General features: G+C 43.4%; 15 protein-coding genes. 2 read left to right on the top strand and 13 right to left on the bottom strand.

Annotated elements, in window-relative coordinates:
• Positions 1-27 precede the first annotated feature (27 nt).
• Positions 28-999, top strand: a complete 972-nt coding sequence (locus tag C1A07_RS16290; protein ID WP_242972214.1) for an NUDIX hydrolase — start codon at positions 28-30, stop codon at positions 997-999.
• 12 nt (positions 1000-1011) lie between these two features.
• The gene (locus C1A07_RS00350) at positions 1012-2751 is read left to right on the top strand and encodes an Rqc2 family fibronectin-binding protein (protein ID WP_101875333.1); all 1740 of its coding nucleotides are present in this window, start codon (positions 1012-1014) and stop codon (positions 2749-2751) included.
• Positions 2752-2857: 106 nt separating this feature from the next.
• Here C1A07_RS00350 and C1A07_RS00345 read toward each other — a convergent pair whose 3' ends face one another.
• The 13 genes from C1A07_RS00345 to fmt form a co-directional block, all read right to left on the bottom strand.
• The gene (locus C1A07_RS00345) at positions 2858-3226 is read right to left on the bottom strand and encodes a VOC family protein (protein WP_101875332.1); all 369 of its coding nucleotides are present in this window, start codon (positions 3224-3226) and stop codon (positions 2858-2860) included.
• A gap of 20 nt (positions 3227-3246) precedes the next feature.
• Complete coding sequence (locus C1A07_RS00340) at positions 3247-5076, bottom strand: hypothetical protein (RefSeq protein ID WP_101875331.1); 1830 nt, start codon at positions 5074-5076, stop codon at positions 3247-3249.
• 11 nt (positions 5077-5087) lie between these two features.
• The gene (gene serS / locus C1A07_RS00335) at positions 5088-6365 is read right to left on the bottom strand and encodes a serine--tRNA ligase (RefSeq protein WP_101875330.1); all 1278 of its coding nucleotides are present in this window, start codon (positions 6363-6365) and stop codon (positions 5088-5090) included.
• Between the two features lie 206 nt (positions 6366-6571).
• Positions 6572-7165 (bottom strand): ECF transporter S component, encoded by a 594-nt coding sequence (locus C1A07_RS00330; RefSeq protein ID WP_101875329.1) that lies wholly within the window; start codon positions 7163-7165, stop codon positions 6572-6574.
• A 121-nt stretch (positions 7166-7286) separates the two neighbouring features.
• Complete coding sequence (locus C1A07_RS00325; RefSeq protein ID WP_101875328.1) at positions 7287-7937, bottom strand: thiamine diphosphokinase; 651 nt, start codon at positions 7935-7937, stop codon at positions 7287-7289.
• Positions 7934-8596: a ribulose-phosphate 3-epimerase gene (gene rpe, locus C1A07_RS00320; protein ID WP_101875327.1), complete on the bottom strand. Its 663-nt coding sequence runs from the start codon at positions 8594-8596 to the stop codon at positions 7934-7936. Before rpe ends, C1A07_RS00325 begins: the two co-directional genes overlap by 4 nt.
• Before the next feature lie 2 nt (positions 8597-8598).
• Positions 8599-9477: a ribosome small subunit-dependent GTPase A gene (gene rsgA / locus C1A07_RS00315; protein ID WP_101875326.1), complete on the bottom strand. Its 879-nt coding sequence runs from the start codon at positions 9475-9477 to the stop codon at positions 8599-8601.
• Between the two features lie 13 nt (positions 9478-9490).
• Complete coding sequence (gene pknB, locus C1A07_RS00310; protein WP_101875325.1) at positions 9491-11650, bottom strand: Stk1 family PASTA domain-containing Ser/Thr kinase; 2160 nt, start codon at positions 11648-11650, stop codon at positions 9491-9493.
• Positions 11644-12390 carry a Stp1/IreP family PP2C-type Ser/Thr phosphatase gene (locus C1A07_RS00305; RefSeq protein WP_101875324.1) on the bottom strand — a complete coding sequence of 249 codons (747 nt, stop codon included), beginning with the start codon at positions 12388-12390 and terminating at the stop codon, positions 11644-11646. The genes pknB and C1A07_RS00305 overlap by 7 nt, the downstream gene beginning before the upstream one ends.
• Positions 12368-13447: a 23S rRNA (adenine(2503)-C(2))-methyltransferase RlmN gene (gene rlmN / locus C1A07_RS00300; RefSeq protein WP_101875323.1), complete on the bottom strand. Its 1080-nt coding sequence runs from the start codon at positions 13445-13447 to the stop codon at positions 12368-12370. Before rlmN ends, C1A07_RS00305 begins: the two co-directional genes overlap by 23 nt.
• Positions 13448-13471: 24 nt before the next feature.
• Positions 13472-14803, bottom strand: coding sequence for a 16S rRNA (cytosine(967)-C(5))-methyltransferase RsmB (gene rsmB, locus C1A07_RS00295; RefSeq protein WP_101875322.1), 1332 nt, complete (start codon positions 14801-14803; stop codon positions 13472-13474).
• Positions 14796-15530, bottom strand: a complete 735-nt coding sequence (locus tag C1A07_RS00290; RefSeq protein ID WP_101875321.1) for a zinc metallopeptidase — start codon at positions 15528-15530, stop codon at positions 14796-14798. Before C1A07_RS00290 ends, rsmB begins: the two co-directional genes overlap by 8 nt.
• Positions 15527-16471, bottom strand: a complete 945-nt coding sequence (gene fmt / locus C1A07_RS00285; RefSeq protein ID WP_101875320.1) for a methionyl-tRNA formyltransferase — start codon at positions 16469-16471, stop codon at positions 15527-15529. The genes C1A07_RS00290 and fmt overlap by 4 nt, the downstream gene beginning before the upstream one ends.

Below are 16471 nucleotides of genomic sequence, written 5' to 3'. Positions count from 1 at the left end.
ATGTAAATTTTTGAGAGGAACCTGATCATGGATTGTTTTAAAAACGCTGTTTTTCAATGCCCCGGCGCCTTATTCTATATGTCAGATAATGGTTCTTTAAAGCTTAGGGACGGGGCCAAATATTACCTTCTGAAGCTGACCAGCAAAGGCGTTCACATATATGCTGCCTCCTTAGGTCTCCAGTCTTATTCAGACTGTTTATCCTCAATTTCCGACCTGTTAAAAGATGCCGGTTTGTCCGGCTTATTTATGGAGCAGATTTTTACTGACTTAACTGATTTATCCAGGAATTTAAATCCTGAAGAAACTATATTTTTTACTGCCAAAGCAAATACGGCCAGATTACTTTCTGAGGAAGGATGGCATACCTATATTTTTTCTTTTGAAGCTTCTGAGAAAAAGCTTTACGTGCCGGAAAATGTAGTGATTCTCAATTCTTATTCTCAGGCTCCTGAATCCTCCAGAAAAATGTCCTATAATAAGCAGGAAGTGTGGGACTTGTTTGACAGTGACAGGCAGCCTTTAGGACTGACCTGTTTAAGAAATGAAAAGTATCCCGACGGTATGTATCACCTGGTTATCAGCGTCTGGATTCGCAACAGTCAGGGGCAGTTTCTTATTTCCCAGCGCCATCCTGACAAGTTTTACCCATTATTCTGGGAGTGTACAGGGGGATGTGTAGCTGCAGGGGAGACCCCTTTATCTACTGTTGTCCGGGAAATTAAGGAGGAGCTGGGACTTACGGTGAAACCTTCAGAACCGAAACTGGTATACCAGACCAGGCGGGAAGAATTTAAGGATTTTTATGATGTGTGGCTTGTAAATATGGATGTGGATTTACATTGTCTGACTCTTCAAAAATCAGAAGTAGTAGACGCCAAGTGGGCTTCTTTTGAGGAAATACAGGCTTTAGACCAGCAGGGTCTTTTTCATCCTCTTCTGTCCTATTATAAAGAGCTGCTGCCAAAACTTAAATCTGAAGCGCCAAACTTAATATAGGAGGTATGTATTATGGCTTTTGACGGAATTGTAATTGCCAATCTGGTCCGGGATATGAAGCAGAATTTAGAAGGCGGAAGAATTTCTAAAATCGCTCAGCCGGAAAAAGACGAGCTGTTGTTTACTATAAAAAACCAGAAACAAGTATTCCGGCTGCTGGTGTCTGCCAGCGCCAGCCTGCCTTTAATTTATTTTACAGATAATAATAAGCCCGGGCCTTTAACAGCCCCTAATTTCTGTATGCTGTTAAGAAAGTATATCGGCACGGCACGGATTGTGTCTGTGTCCCAGCCTGGCCTGGAAAGAGTCATTGTCATGGAGCTGGAGCATTTAGATGAATTAGGCGACGTTTGCAGAAAAAAACTAATGTTTGAGATGATGGGCAAGCACAGCAATATTATATTTACAAAGGAGGACGGCACGATTCTGGACAGTATAAAACATGTTTCCGCCCAGGTCAGCTCTGTAAGGGAGGTGCTTCCCGGAAGAACATACTTTATTCCTCAGACTATGGAAAAGCTAGATCCTCTTACCATTACAGAAGAAGGGTTTACATCAGCTCTTTCCCAGTCTCCCGCCCCTCTTCAAAAGGCGTTGTATCAAAAACTGACGGGAATCAGCCCTGTAATCAGCGCGGAGCTGTGTCACCTGGCCTCTCTGGACGGGGACGTGCCTGCCAATGAATTGTCCCATTTAGAGCTGGTCCATTTATCTCACACCTTCAGCCATATGATAGATGATGTGAAAAACGGCAATTTTTCACCTAATATTATTACAGAGGATGGGGAGCCTGTAGAATTTGCCTCTCTTCCCTTAACCTGTTATGAGGGAGGTAGCTTTCAGTCTGAAATATACCCTTCTGTCAGCAGCCTTTTAGAGCACTATTATTCTGCCAGAAATACAATTAACAGAATTAAGCAGAAATCTGTGGACTTGAGAAAAATTGTTCAAACCTTATTAGAGCGAAATTATAAAAAATACGATCTGCAGATGAAGCAGCTGAAGGATACGGAAAAACGCGATAAGTATAAGGTTTACGGCGAACTTCTCAACACCTACGGCTATGAGCTGACCGGAGGAGAAAAACAGCTGAAATGTTTAAATTACTATACCAATGAAGAAATCTCCATCCCCCTAGACCCTCAGCTTACGGCCAGAGAAAATGCGCAAAAGCATTTTGACAAATACAATAAATTAAAACGAACTTATGAGGCTTTAATTGAGCAGACAAAAGAAACAAAACAGGAAATTGATCACTTAGAATCTATTAGCACAGCTTTAGATATTGCCTTGAAGGAAGAGGATCTGGTACAGATTAAGGAAGAGCTGATGGAATACGGTTATATTAAAAAAAGGCCTTTGGGAGGCAAAAAACCGAAAATCACCAGCAAACCATTTCATTATTTGTCATCTGACGGCTTCCACATTTATGTGGGAAAAAATAATTACCAAAACGAGGAACTGACCTTTAAGGTAGCCGGAGGCAATGACTGGTGGTTTCATGCAAAAGGTATTCCAGGCTCCCATGTAATCGTAAAATCTGAGGGAAAGGACCTGCCGGACAGAGTATTTGAGGAGGCGGGAGCCTTGGCCGGATATTATTCTAAGGGCCGGAATAATGATAAGGTAGAAATTGACTATATTCAGAGAAAGCATGTAAAAAAAGCTGCCGGCGGAGCGCCTGGATTTGTAATTTACCACACCAACTATTCTCTTATGGCCGTGCCTGAATGTAAGTTAGAGGAGTTGTAAATAGGAAGGGTTAAGTGTTTCAGTCATTTTAGCTTGTAAAAAAATAGGGATGGAGTTCAGCAAAATTAACCGCTGTTCTCCATCCCCTATTTTTTATCTCTTACTTTTATTTCTTTTCCGGCACAATTTCAATCCAGTATCCGTCCGGATCAGAGATGAAATATATACCCATTTTTTCGTTTACAAAGCAAACGCAGCCCATTTCCTCATGCTTTTTAAACATTTCATCATAGCAGTCTGTGTGAAATGCTAAGTGGAATTCACACTCTCCCAGATTATAAGGCTCTGTTCTGTCCTTTAACCATGTCAGCTCTAAAGTAAAGTCTGTTATATGATCTCCCAGATAAACTAATTTAAAAGAACCGTCTGAAGCTTCTTTTTCTCTTACTGGCTCCAGCCCTAATGCATCCTTATAAAATTTCAGGCTTTTCTCCAGGTCCAGCACATTAAAATTAAAATGATTAAATTTAACCATATTTTTTCTCCTTTTCACTTTTATTCTGCAGTGATTATTACATTAATACACATTGGAGTTTCCCCTCTTTGCGCCTCCGCAGGGTTCTCCAAAGCAAAGTTCATGCTAAAATGCAGATTTACATACTGCTCCTTTGGAGCTGGTATTGTAATAATGGGCCATTGATCCTCCAATGTTACCTGAGCCAGTACCTCTCCTTCTGAGGAAATGGTTATGGTTTCACCGCCCTTTAGCTCTTCTGGGAAATAGCAGTCAAATCTGATCTCGCCGCTGGTGCCTGTAAATACATCCACCTCAGCCTCCTGATCCATCCAGCCGTCGGCATAAAATCCATAAACAGTGCGGAATTTTTCAAGTTTTAAAAGAGGAGTCAGGTCAATATACCTGTTTAAGGTTTTATCTTCTGCCAGCACATATACATTGTCCCTGTCAGTAATAAATCCTGCCTCTTCTATACTGTTAATAAATGTTACCTTAGGCGTAGCCTGAGTTTCATCTTTTCTGTACGGCTTCCAGAAAGTGTCAATAATATAGTCATCTAAATCAAAGAAATTGCCAATGATTTTGATTTCTGAATTAAAAATTTTATCTTTATACGTGCCGTAGGTAACGTCTGCCAGGGAATTTGCCCTTAATTGGCTGTGCCAGTAATACAGATTTTTAAAATTGCTTCTGTAGCAAAGCTCTGTAGGTATGATTAAAACAAAATATAAGGCTGCTAAAATCCACCCTGCTCTCACCAGAACCTTTTTTCCCTCTCTTTTTAAAATAAAAAGGAAATATCCTAACAGGAACAAGGCCCCCACATAAGAAACATATACCCATCTTAACTCCAGACGAATTGTGGAGCTGGCGGCGCCAATGCACATAGCCAAAAATACAAGGGTCATGGCAATTACGCATAAATATTCCTTCCTTCGCTCCTTCTGCCTCCAAATAGAAGCTGCCGTTAAAATCAAAAGAAGGACGATTGCCCCGTCTGCGGCATAAACGCACATTTTCACAGGAAAGGGAACCCAGTACCACTCAATGCCATTTAAGTGTATAGGTCCGGCGTGAATGCCAAACACATAAAATACATTGCTTATGGCAAAGCCTAAAGCCTTTGAAATAGAAAAGGTTTCTATAACGTCAGTTCCCCCTGTGCCTGCGGGAGTAAGGCTGCCCATTGCCAGAAAACGTATCAGGGATACAATGAAAAAGCTTCCCACAGCAGCCAGCAAAAGACTGTACCGTGTTTTTCCCTGGTAAATTCTTTTTAAAAATACTGCAGCCACCAGGACTCCAGTGAGAACCATAAATCTTTCGTGTACCAGGCACGTAAGAATATACATTGCCGCGGCGGCCAGATATTCTTTTGTCCCGTCTTCTTTCTGAAGATACTGGTACAAAAGATAAAACACTGCAATGGCTCCCCACAAAGCCAGAGTTTCCATTAAGCCGTATACCTGGGAAATCTGATAGTAGGAAAAATGGGACAGCATATAAGCTCCCCCGGCTAAAAAGCCAAAAACAGGCTGCTTTGTAATTTTGTCCAGTCCCCAGAAAATTGTGAGAGCCACAATACAGTTCAGCACAATATTAAAGGCAACTGTATATTCCAGGTGATCTCCTAACAGACACAGCTCTAAATAGCTGAAAATATTAAAAATCACCCGGAATTTGCTGCCTCCTAAGGGAAATAAATACTGCCAAAAAGGTTCTTTGTCATAGCAGTACCACAAATATAAATCGTCCAGACAGTACCCGCTGGTACTGATTCCTCTGTTTACCAGAAAGCCAATGAGAAGGAATCCTGCAAATGCCAGCAGGTATTCCATTCTCTTAAATTGTCTCTCTTTTACTTCCATGATCTTTTCCCCTATCTGATCTCTTTCATTCCGCCCATATAAGGTCTTAATACTTCTGGAATTCTTACGCTTCCGTCAGCCTGCAGATTATTTTCCAGGAAAGCAATCAGCATTCTTGGAGGCGCTACCACTGTATTATTTAATGTGTGCGCAAAGTACTTGCCCTCTTTTCCATTTACGCGGATTTTCAGTCTTCTGGCCTGAGCGTCCCCTAAATTAGAGCAGCTTCCTACCTCAAAGTATTTTTTCTGTCTTGGAGACCAGGCCTCCACATCTATTGATTTCACCTTCAGATCTGCCAGATCTCCGGAGCAGCACTCTAAGGTGCGCACTGGAATATCCATGGAGCGGAACAAATCTACAGTATTCTGCCACAGCTTTTCAAACCACATTTTGCTTTCTTCTGGCTTGCAGACTACGATCATCTCCTGCTTTTCAAACTGATGAATACGGTAAACTCCTCTTTCCTCCAGTCCGTGAGCTCCTTTTTCCTTGCGGAAACAAGGAGAATAGCTGGTTAAGGTCTGAGGCAGCTTTTCCTCCGGTATAATTGTATCAATAAATTTTCCAATCATAGAGTGCTCGCTGGTACCAATAAGGTAAAGGTCTTCCCCCTCAATCTTGTACATCATAGCGTCCATCTCAGCAAAGCTCATAACTCCTGTTACCACGTTGCTGCGGATCATAAAAGGAGGCACGCAGTAAGTAAAGCCTCTGTTGATCATAAAATCTCTGGCATAGGAAATCACTGCTGAGTGAAGTCTGGCAATATCACCCATAAGATAATAAAATCCGTTTCCAGCTACCTTTCTGGCGCTGTCTAAATCAATGCCGTTGAATTTTTCCATAATATCTGTGTGATACGGAATCTCGTACTCAGGTACAACAGGATCGCCGTACTTCTGTACTTCCACATTTTCACTGTCATTTCTTCCAATAGGCACGGTAGGGTCAATAATATTTGGAATTGTCATCATAATCTTTAAAATCTCTTCTTCCAATTCCTTTTCTGTCTTCTCCAGCTCCTCTAAACGCTTAGCGTTTTCTCCTACCTGGCGTTTCACTTCCTCTGCTTCTTCTTTCTTTCCCTGGCTCATAAGAGCTCCGATTTCCTTGGAAAGCTTGTTTCTGCTGGCTCTCAAATTGTCAGCCTCCGCTTTTGCCTGGCGGCTTTTTCCGTCCAGTTCAATTACCTTGTCCACCAGGGGCAGCTTATCGTCCTGGAATTTATTCTTAATGTTCTGTTTTACTACCTCAGGATTTTCTCTGACAAACTTTAAATCTAACATAACGTCCTCCTAAAATTTATGTTTTTACTTTTAATATTTTAGTAAAAAAGTGTGCGCTTTAGCCCAACCTCGCGGAGCTTTTTTGTTTCATAGGACGCATTTTCCTATGAAATAAAAAAGGAGTTCCTGCAAAATTTTATTTTGCAGCAGCTCCATGATTATACTACAATTTTCCAGGAAAAGAAAGCCCTTTTCCCCTTTTCCTACTAGGGAATTTGAAAAAACAGCCCCATCTTTTTTAATATTGGACGCACTGCCATATAAGCGGCCACAGCCACCGCAGCGCCTACTACGGCGTTAAGCAAGGTAACTCCTGCCGCCCAGGTAGACATGATTTTGGCAGCTGAGGATTCTATTCCTAAAAAATAATTTTTATAGAAATATCCTACAATAGGGTCTGCAATCACATTAAATCCCAGACCTGCAGCCGACGAAAGTAAGGTCCACCGAAACACGTAGGCTTTGTCATGTTCTTCTGTAATATGGGCGATTCTGTGAGCCACAAAGCCAGTGATCAGACCGATAAACAGCTTTAAAATAAAGGTTTTGGGAGCGCTTGTAATGTAAGCCGGGTCTAAAAGATCTGCAATGGTCATCCCAATGGCTCCGGCTATGCCGCCGTATCCCCCTCCTAATATTAAAGCTGCCAGAACACAAAAAGCATTGCCTATATGAACAGCCACCATATCTCCGCCTATAGTGGGAACCGGTATTTTTAAAAACATAAAAGCTATATAGCATAAAGCTGCCATCAGCCCTGTCAGGGCAATTTTAAAAACTTTTTCATTTTCTCTTCTCATAACTGTCAATCTCCTCTTAATATCTTTCTGACCTACAGATTATATTCCAGAAATGGCATGTTATGAATAACCAGTTTTTATTTATTTGTCCAGTCCAGTTCATGTATTATTTATGCTTTTGTTAATCTTTGGCTTCCACACAGATTAAAAGACCTTCAGTAAATTCCAGCCGTGCCGTTTCCTCTGTAATCTCGTTGCTGATACAAAGGCTGGGACCTATGGAAATATCCTTATTCTTTAAGGGATATTTAAATCCGGTTAAAGTGATTCCTTTTACTGTAAATGAAAGAGGCAGAAAAGAAATATATTTTCCGTACTGGCTGTTCTTATAAAATGTTTTTCCCTGATCCAGGACGCTGACTCTGTTTTTTTCATCTACAATCCATGCATCCACCTTGTTTTCCAGACAAAAATAAAGCAGGTGCAGATTGCCCAGAGTATGATCCATCCTTCCTCCTAAAGCCCCTAAAATCACAAGACTTTGGCAGCCTCTTTTCATCGCTGTTGTAATAGCCAGCTCTGTATCAGTTTCATCCTTTTCCGGCTTGTGAACATCCCAGGAAATCTCTGTATGTTTTCTGTACTCCTCCCACAGATTTTTAGAAAGAGTATCAAAATCTCCCACCGCCGCGTCCACATGAAGCCCCAGCTTTAGCGCCTTTTCCAGCCCTGCGTCTACTGCTATCACCGTATCAAATACATGGCTTTTTATATAGGAGGAGGCAAAATCCATATCCAGGCAGCCTCCTGTAATAATTAAGCCCTGCTTCATTTCTCATACCTCTGAAATACATCTAAAAATTCTTTTACATTGGCTGCTGCATCACCCCTATACACTGCAGATCCTGCCACAAATATGTTGGCTCCCGCCTCAATCAGCTGTCCCACATTAGATGCAGTAACTCCTCCGTCAATCTGAATATCAGTGTGAAGTCCCCTATCTTCTATTATTTTTCTTAAAGCCTGAATCTTCTGGATGGTATAAGGAATAAACTTCTGTCCGCCAAAGCCTGGATTTACAGACATTAACAGCACCATGTCCAGCTCCGGCAGTATATAATCTAAAACGTGAAGAGGGGTGGCGGGATTTAAGGCAACGGCAGCCTTCGCCCCGGTTTCCCGTATCTGCCCTATGGTTCTGTCCAGATGGAGGCAGGCTTCCTGGTGAACGCAGATTAAATCTGCTCCTGCCTTTCTGATATCGTTAATATATCGCCCCGGCTCGTCCACCATCATGTGAACATCAAATATTTTATCAGTGCAGCTTCGGATGCTGGTAATCACCGGCATTCCAAAAGAAATACTGGGCACGAATTCCCCGTCCATCACGTCGATATGAATATATTCCGCCCCGGCCTTTGATACAGTTTCTACCTGCTCCCCCAGCTTTTTAAAATCTGCCGCTAAAATAGATGGCGCTAAAATAAACATATTTAATACCTCCTTTTATCTTTTAACTCCTGGTACATCAGACAGTAATTCTCATATCTGCTTTTGCTGATTGTTCCGTCCTCCACTGCTGATTTCACCCCGCATATTCTTTCCCCTACATGAACGCAGCCTAAAAATTTGCACTGGTCCTCATACTGTATAAACTCCGGAAAATATTCTTTTAATTCCCCGGCCTCTACATCCTCCAGATACATGGAGCTAAAACCTGGGGTATCGAATAAATAAGTGTTTTTCCAGAGGAAAAACAGCTGAGAATGGCGGGTAGTATGCTTTCCTCTTTGAATTTTTTGACTAATATCTCCTGTTTCCATTTCTGCCTCCGGATACAGCAGATTAGTAATAGAAGATTTCCCCACCCCAGAGGGACCTGCTAACACAGTAGTTTTTCCCTCTAAATAATCTCTTATTTGTTCCATGCCTTTATTTTCATAGGCGCTGATAAAAACTACAGGATATCCGGCGTTCTCATATATACTTCTGTATTTTTCCATCTCCTCCTCCTGAGACAAATCTGTTTTGTTAAAACAGATTGTCACAGGCACCTGATGAATCTCCATCATCACCAGAAAACGGTCCAGAAGATTTAAGTTTGGCTCCGGCTGAGTCACGGCAAATACTACTAAAGCCTGATCTACATTGGCTACTGCAGGGCGAATTAATGCGCTGCTTCTTTCTAAAATCTCTGTAATATTGCCTTCCTTTTCCTCCTGGTCTAAAATATCAAACTCTACATTATCTCCCACTAAAGGCTTTATTTTCCTGTTTCTGAAAATTCCCTTTGCCCTGCACTGATATACAGTGCCGTCCCCGTCGTGGACATAGTAAAATCCGGCAATCCCTTTAATAATTTTTCCCCTCATGCTTTACTCCTTATTATTCCTGAGGGAAAAAGGTAACAGGATAGGATTTTAAAACTGCCCCGGAATCCACGTCATAAACCTGCACCTCTCCGTCTCTCACTCCCGGATAGCCTTCAATATTAGAAAAGCTTACAGGCAGCAGCACCTGACCGCTGATTTCCGTGGCAGGCATCAGCGGCGTGTACTCATCTTCCCCGTTTACTGTCTGCTTTAAGCGGATAGCAATTTTCACATTAATGCTTCCGGAGCCCGGACCGATTAAATTGCTTAAATCGTAAGTCTCGTTAATGGCGGCTACGTATCTTTGGTTTGTGCTTTCTGCCGGACCGCTGCTGACTACATATCCAATGGCGCTGCCTTTTTCAATCACAGTTCCTGCAGGGGCGTCCTGGCTGATAATCTGTCCCTTAGGCACTGTGCTGCTGTTATCCACGTCTGTTTTTCCAGGCACCAGGCCGGCGTCTGCCAGAAGGCCAATAGCCTCCTCCTCTGTTTTTTCTAACAAGTTGGGAACGCTGGACATTTCCTTTACAGGACCGTCGCTGACTGTAAGAGTAACCATTTCTCCCTCTGCCGCTTTTTCAGGAGTATATTTTATTACTTTGCCCTTTTCGATTGTGTCGCTGTTTTCCCGCTCAATAGTTACACGCAGATTTTTATCTGTTAAAGTTTGAGTCGCTGTTGTTTCATCCAGCTGAGTTAAATTAAATTCTGCCAGATCAATTTTACTGGAGCCCTTGCTGACCACTACGTAAACTGTAGAATATTTTTCTACAACTTCTCCCTCTTTCTTTTCCTGGGAAATAATCTGTCCCTCAGGAATATCTTCAGATTCCTGATATTCTCTTACATTCAGCTGAAGGCTTTTTTCCTTTAAAAGCTTTTCCGCCTCCTCTAAGGTTTTTCCCTCTACATCTGGCATGTATGTCTGAGTGTCGCTGATGGAGGAGGATGCCTCTTCTGAAATTTCAGTAGAAGGAGAGGATTCTTTGTTGAACACTCCCATGTTAAAAAGTCCCCCTACCTTTGCCACCAAAAATACTAAGCCTGCCACAAATAAAATTGCAACTACTACCCCCAGGCCTGTAAGAATCTTCTCTATTTGAGGATTTACATCCTCATCGTCCATAATTTTCTTCTTTTCAGGGGCCTTCCGCTTTTTATCCTGTCTCGCAGGCTCTCTAAAGTGGTCCTCCCTTTGGTCCCTGCCTGATTTTTGAATATTTTCCAGGGGCAGATCAATCTGCCCTGTCTTTCTGCTTCCCTCTTTAATCTGAGCCAGCTCTCCCTGGCTGATAGTCACTGTTTTGGCCGTATTGTCCACTCCAGGCATCAGCTGCACAAAATCCTCATCCGGCTCCACCAGGGCCCGCCGCAGATCGTTTATTACCTCCACCGCGCTGCTGTAGCGGAATTCCGGCTTCTTTTCTGTACACTTTAAAATAATTTTTTCCAGGCTTACAGGGACTTTAGGGTTAATTGCGCTGGGCAGAGGAATAGGGTCCTCTAAATGAGCCAGGGCAATAGCCACTGTATTTTCCCCCTCAAAAGGCACTCTTCCTGTTACCATTTCAAATATAGTAACTCCCAGAGAATAAATATCGCTTCTGGCGTCGCTGTAGCCGCCTCTGGCCTGCTCCGGAGAAATGTAATGCACAGACCCAATAGCCGTAGTGCTCATAGTCTGGGCGGAGGCTGCTCTGGCAATGCCGAAATCAGCCACCTTTACTTTTCCGTCTCTGGAAATAATGATATTCTGAGGCTTAATATCTCTGTGTACAATGTTCTGCTCGTGGGCAGCCGCCATGCCCTGAGCCATTTGAATAGCAATTCCAATGGCCTCTTTTATATCCAGATGGCCCTTTTTGCTTATATAATTTTTCAGGGTAATTCCCTCCACTAGCTCCATCACAATATAGTGAAGGTTCCCCTCGTCCACAACGTCGTATACGCTGACAATATTTGGATGAGCCAACCTGGCCGCCGACTGGGCCTCCAGTTTAAACTTGGCGATAAAGCTGCTGTCTGAGCAAAATTCGTCCTTTAATACTTTAATTGCTACTAATCTGTTTAGTTTGTGGCACATTGCCTTATAAACATCCGACATCCCCCCAGAGCCAATACGCTCTAATATTTCATATCTGTCCTGGAGAAATACACCCGCTCTCAGCATACGCTCACCTCGCTTACCTGTGGATCTATTAGGATAACAGCTATATTATCCCGTCCACCGTTGTCGTTTGCGCTGACAATCAGCGCTTCTGCCTTTTCCTTCAGCGCTTTTTCTGAGGACACAAGCTCCGCTATGGCCTCATCCTCCACCATATTGCTTAGTCCGTCTGAACAAAGTAAAATATAATCTCCTTTTTTCAGCAGCACTTCAAAGAAATCTATATTTACATCCTCCCCTGTGCCTACGGCTCGGGTAATGATATTTTTCTGTCTCATATAATCCGCGCTTCCGCGGTTCATTTTTCCCAGCTTTACCATTTCCTCTACATAGGAATGGTCCTTTGTAATCTGTTTGGCTTTGCCGTTCCTGATTAAATAAAGGCGGCTGTCGCCTACATTGGCCACAAACAGCAGATTTTCTTCCACTGTGGCAGCCACCAGGGTGGTACCCATGCCGCTAAAGGCCTCATCCTTTAGCGCCTCTCTGTACAGCATTCTGTTTACTTTTTCAATTCCCTCTCTGAGAATGGATATTGTGTTTCCTTCCTCCTCCCCAGATATAAAATCCACCAGCTTTTCCACCAGGAATCTGGAGGCGTAGTCCCCTGCTCTGTGACCTCCCATGCCGTCCGCCACCAAGTATAAATCCTGCAGCTTCCCTATAGGCTCCGGAGAAGCAAAAATATAATCCTGATTGATGGTCCTGACTTTTCCAGTGTCAGTCATTGCACATGCTTTCATTGGCACCACCTTCCTTCTCTTCCAAATAGCTTCTTCTTAACTGTCCGCAGGCACCGTTAATATCCCGCCCCATTTCTCTGCGCACTGTAGCGTTAATCCCATACTTTTCCAGAACCTTCTGAAATTCTGCCACAGACCTTTGATTGGACTGTACATAATCTCTTTCTTTAATAGGGTTCACAGGAATTAAATTCACATGGCCGTGCATGTGTTTTATAAGATGGGCCAACTCCCTGGCCTCTTCTTTGTTGTCATTTACTCCCTTTACTAAGCTGTATTCAAAAGTAAGCCTTCTGCCTGTTTTTTCATAATACTGGCTGCAAGCTGAGAGAACCTCCTTTAAGCTATATTTCCCTGCAATGGGCATCAAGGTTTTTCTCACCTGGTCATTAGGAGCGTGAAGAGACAGAGCCAGCGTCACAGACAGTCCCTCCTCAGCCAGCTTTCTGATTTCCGGCGCTAAGCCGCAGGTAGATACAGTGATGCTTCTCTGACTAATGTTCAACCCGTTTTCGCTGCCTAAAAGCCTTATAAATCTGACTAAATTAAGGTAATTATCCATAGGCTCGCCAGAACCCATTACCACCACGTTAGACACTCTCTGGTCTGTGTCCTTCTGGATTTGATAAATCTGATCCAGCATCTCGGCAGGCGTTAAATTCCTGGCTAAACCGTCTAAGGTGGAGGCGCAGAATCTGCAGCCCATGCGGCAGCCGACCTGGGAGGAAATGCATACAGAATTGCCGTGCTTATACTGCATCCACACGCTTTCAATTACATTGCCGTCTTTTAAACCAAATAAATATTTTCTGGTTCCGTCTATGGCTGACACCTTTACATCTAAAAGCTTTAAAGAAGTAAGCTCGTAATTTTCCCTAAGCTTTTCCCGCAGCCCCTTGGAAAGATTGGTCATGTCATCAAAACTGTCCGCCAGCTTTTGGTGAATCCACTGATAAATTTGTTTCCCACGAAATCCTTTATCTCCAAGTCCCTTAATTTCCTCTGTCATTTCCTCCAGAGTCATGGACTTTATATCTTTTTTCTCAATTTTATCCATATTCTGTTACTTACTTTCTCATTCTTAATTTTCCCGTCTGAACAGGGAAATAAAAAATCCGTCGCAGTTATACTGGCCTGGCAATATTTGCACATACCCCTGTTCTAAGCTTTCCGCTTTCAGCACATGGCCCAATCTGTCTTTTAAACTTACCAGGCTAAAGGGAAAATGCTCCTGAAACCACCTGGCATTCTCCTGGTTTTCCTGAGCAGCGACGGTACATGTGGAATATACAAGAAGTCCTCCAGGCTTTACGTATTCCTGGACTACTGAAAGAATCTCCCTTTGCAGGGCGGCAAGGCTTTCCACATTTTCAGCAGTAGTATTATATTTAATATCCGGCTTTCTGCCAATAATTCCAAGTCCGGAACAGGGCAGGTCTGCAATCAAAATATCTGCCTTTCCCAAAACGCTTTCATCCCGCTCCAGGGCATCCCACACCTTTGTGTGAATATTGGAGAAACCTGTTCTTTCAATATTTTCTTCAATCAGCTCTATTTTCTGAGGAGACAGATCCCGCACATCTACAAATCCTGTTCCCTTCATCATGTCCGCCAGGTGAAGACTTTTTCCGCCTGGGGCTCCGCACACATCTATTATGTAGCTGTTCTCCTTAGGAGAAGCTGTAAGCCCCACCAGAGAAGAACTCATATCCTGGACCTGAATCCACCCATTTGAAAAAGCGTTCAGACCTTCCAGATAATCATATTGTTTCAGATAAATCAAATGAGGAAGCTCCTCTTTTACCTCTATCTCCACACCCTGTTCCCTTAAAGAATGAATAATTTCTTCTCTGTAAGCCAGGTGGAAATTACAGCGCACAGTGGTATCCCTGTTTTCTAAAAGAGCTTTCATTATTTTCTCCGCCTGATCCTCTCCCCACTCTTTTATCCACATATCAGCCATCCACTGAGGAACAGAATATTTTACAGACAGATTAGGCCAGGAAAACTCTTCTTTTTTTCTGGCTACTGCCCTCAATACGCCGTTGACAAATCCTTTTAATCCCTGAAAACGTCTTTTTACAGCCAGCTTTACCGCCTCATTGCACGCCGCCGAGTCAGGCACCCTGTCCATGTAAAGAATCTGATACACTGACATTCTCATTAAAGTGCGGATAAGCGGCTTCATCTTCTTAGTTTTTACTTTTGAGCAGGAGTCCAGCACATAATCTATTTGTATTTTATACTCTAATGTGCCCTCCACTACTCTGGTAATAAAAGAACGCTCCTGCTTTTCTAAATACTGATACTTGGAAAGAGCCTGGGACAGCACTAAATGGCTGAATCCCCCTTTTTCCAGAATCTCCATCAGTATATCCAGAGCTATTTCTCTTTCATTAATCTCCTTAGTCATCTCTGTTTCTTCCTCCAAACAGAATTACCAGCCTTAACAGCTGAAGAATGCTGGCCGCTGCCGCCGCCACATAAGTCAGAGCCGCGGCTTTTAACACCTGGCTGGTAGCCTCCACCTCCTGTCCCTGAAGGATTCCCTGACTGTCTAAAAGCCTTACGGCACGTCTGGACGCATTAAATTCCACAGGCAAAGTAATCAGCTGAAACAAAACTGCCAGAGTAAACATCCAGATTCCCAGCTGAATTAACGGAGTCAGGCTGATTAATAAGCCAATGAGAATCAAGGGCCAGGATAAATTACTGCCCAGGCTTGCCACAGGTACAAAGGCAGACCTTATTTTCAAAGGGCCATAATCCTCGTGGTCCTGCATAGCATGGCCGCACTCGTGGGCCGCCACGCCGATAGCCGCCACTGAAGTTGCATGATACACAGACTCTGACAGATTTACGGTTTTACTTCTGGGATCATAATGATCCGTAAGATTTCCTCTTACAGGCCGAACTGTTACGTCATAAATCCCCTGTGACTGCAGCAGGCGTTTGGCTGCCTCCGCTCCTGTCATTCCCGTCATGCTGCGCATCCCTGAATACCTGCGGAATGTTCCCTGCACTCTGGAGGAAGCCCATATAGATAAAAGAGCTCCTGCCAACACCAGAAAAATTGTAGGATCTAGTCCAAAGCCGTACCCATATCCCCCGTAATATCCTATTGCTGTATAAAATGTCATGCTTCAGTTCTCCTTTCCAGCACAGTTCCTTTCTCTATAGAGTATCCCCTGAGAAAGTCCTGAAGATTCATTCTTTTTTTGCCCTCCAGCTGAAGCTCTGTCACAGAAAGGCAGCCTTTGCCGGTTTGAATCACCAGCTTATCTTTCCCCACCTCTCCTACCTGTCCGGCCGGAATTTTAAGGTCTTGATCTATGACCTCGGCCTTCCACAGCTTCAAAGTTTTTCCGTGAAGGCATGTATAGGCGCTGGGCCATGGATTTAAGCCTCTGATTAAACGTTCAATAGACTCTGCATCCTGATTCCAGTCAATATCTCCTAAAGACTTTGTCAGCATTTTTGCATAGCAGGTATTTTCATCTGTCTGAGGCGTTGCCTTTAAGGTTCCATTTTCCAGGCCCTCTAAAGTAGTTAAAATCAATTTTCCTCCTGCCTGAGACAGCTTATGGTGGAGACTTCCTCCAGTCTCGTCCTTTTCAATAGGCACCACAACCTTCTCCAGCATGTCTCCTGTGTCCAGGCCTTCATCCATCTGCATAGTAGTGATCCCTGTTTCCTTTTCCCCGTCAATAATTACCCACTGGATAGGGGCGGCGCCTCTGTATTTAGGCAGCAGGGAAGCGTGAATATTGATGCAGCCATATTTAGGCAGCTGTAAAATAGCTTTGGGAAGAATCTGTCCAAAAGCCACTACTACAATTACATCTGGAGCCAGCTGCTTTAACACTTCCACAAACTCAGGCGCCCTTACTTTAGCCGGCTGGTATACAGGAATCTGAAGCTCTATGGCTTTCTCCTTTACAGGAGTCATAAGCACAGCCTTTCCCCTGCCCTTTGGCTTGTCAGGCTGAGTAACCACAGCGGCAATTTCATGGCCTGCCTGAAAAAGAGCCGTTAAAGCAGAAACAGAAAATTCCGGAGTTCCCATAAATACAATCCGCAT

It is taken from the genome of Lachnoclostridium edouardi, assembly GCF_900240245.1.
Lineage (GTDB): Bacteria > Bacillota > Clostridia > Lachnospirales > Lachnospiraceae > Lachnoclostridium_A > Lachnoclostridium_A edouardi.
The sequence above is the reverse complement of the archived record's forward strand: the minus strand, read 5'-3'. Positions and strand labels throughout refer to the sequence as shown.

Coding starts and splice junctions, on each gene's coding strand:
- fmt (WP_101875320.1), bottom strand. CDS start 16,471: ATGCGGATTGTATTTATGGGAACTCCGGAATTTTCTGTTTCTGCTTTA.
- C1A07_RS00345 (WP_101875332.1), bottom strand. CDS start 3,226: ATGGTTAAATTTAATCATTTTAATTTTAATGTGCTGGACCTGGAGAAA.
- C1A07_RS00325 (WP_101875328.1), bottom strand. CDS start 7,937: ATGAAGCAGGGCTTAATTATTACAGGAGGCTGCCTGGATATGGATTTT.
- C1A07_RS16290 (WP_242972214.1), top strand. CDS start 28: ATGGATTGTTTTAAAAACGCTGTTTTTCAATGCCCCGGCGCCTTATTC.
- serS (WP_101875330.1), bottom strand. CDS start 6,365: ATGTTAGATTTAAAGTTTGTCAGAGAAAATCCTGAGGTAGTAAAACAG.
- rlmN (WP_101875323.1), bottom strand. CDS start 13,447: ATGGATAAAATTGAGAAAAAAGATATAAAGTCCATGACTCTGGAGGAA.
- rsmB (WP_101875322.1), bottom strand. CDS start 14,803: ATGACTAAGGAGATTAATGAAAGAGAAATAGCTCTGGATATACTGATG.
- rsgA (WP_101875326.1), bottom strand. CDS start 9,477: ATGAGGGGAAAAATTATTAAAGGGATTGCCGGATTTTACTATGTCCAC.
- C1A07_RS00305 (WP_101875324.1), bottom strand. CDS start 12,390: ATGAAAGCATGTGCAATGACTGACACTGGAAAAGTCAGGACCATCAAT.
- C1A07_RS00350 (WP_101875333.1), top strand. CDS start 1,012: ATGGCTTTTGACGGAATTGTAATTGCCAATCTGGTCCGGGATATGAAG.
- pknB (WP_101875325.1), bottom strand. CDS start 11,650: ATGCTGAGAGCGGGTGTATTTCTCCAGGACAGATATGAAATATTAGAG.
- C1A07_RS00340 (WP_101875331.1), bottom strand. CDS start 5,076: ATGGAAGTAAAAGAGAGACAATTTAAGAGAATGGAATACCTGCTGGCA.
- rpe (WP_101875327.1), bottom strand. CDS start 8,596: ATGTTTATTTTAGCGCCATCTATTTTAGCGGCAGATTTTAAAAAGCTG.
- C1A07_RS00290 (WP_101875321.1), bottom strand. CDS start 15,530: ATGACATTTTATACAGCAATAGGATATTACGGGGGATATGGGTACGGC.
- C1A07_RS00330 (WP_101875329.1), bottom strand. CDS start 7,165: ATGAGAAGAGAAAATGAAAAAGTTTTTAAAATTGCCCTGACAGGGCTG.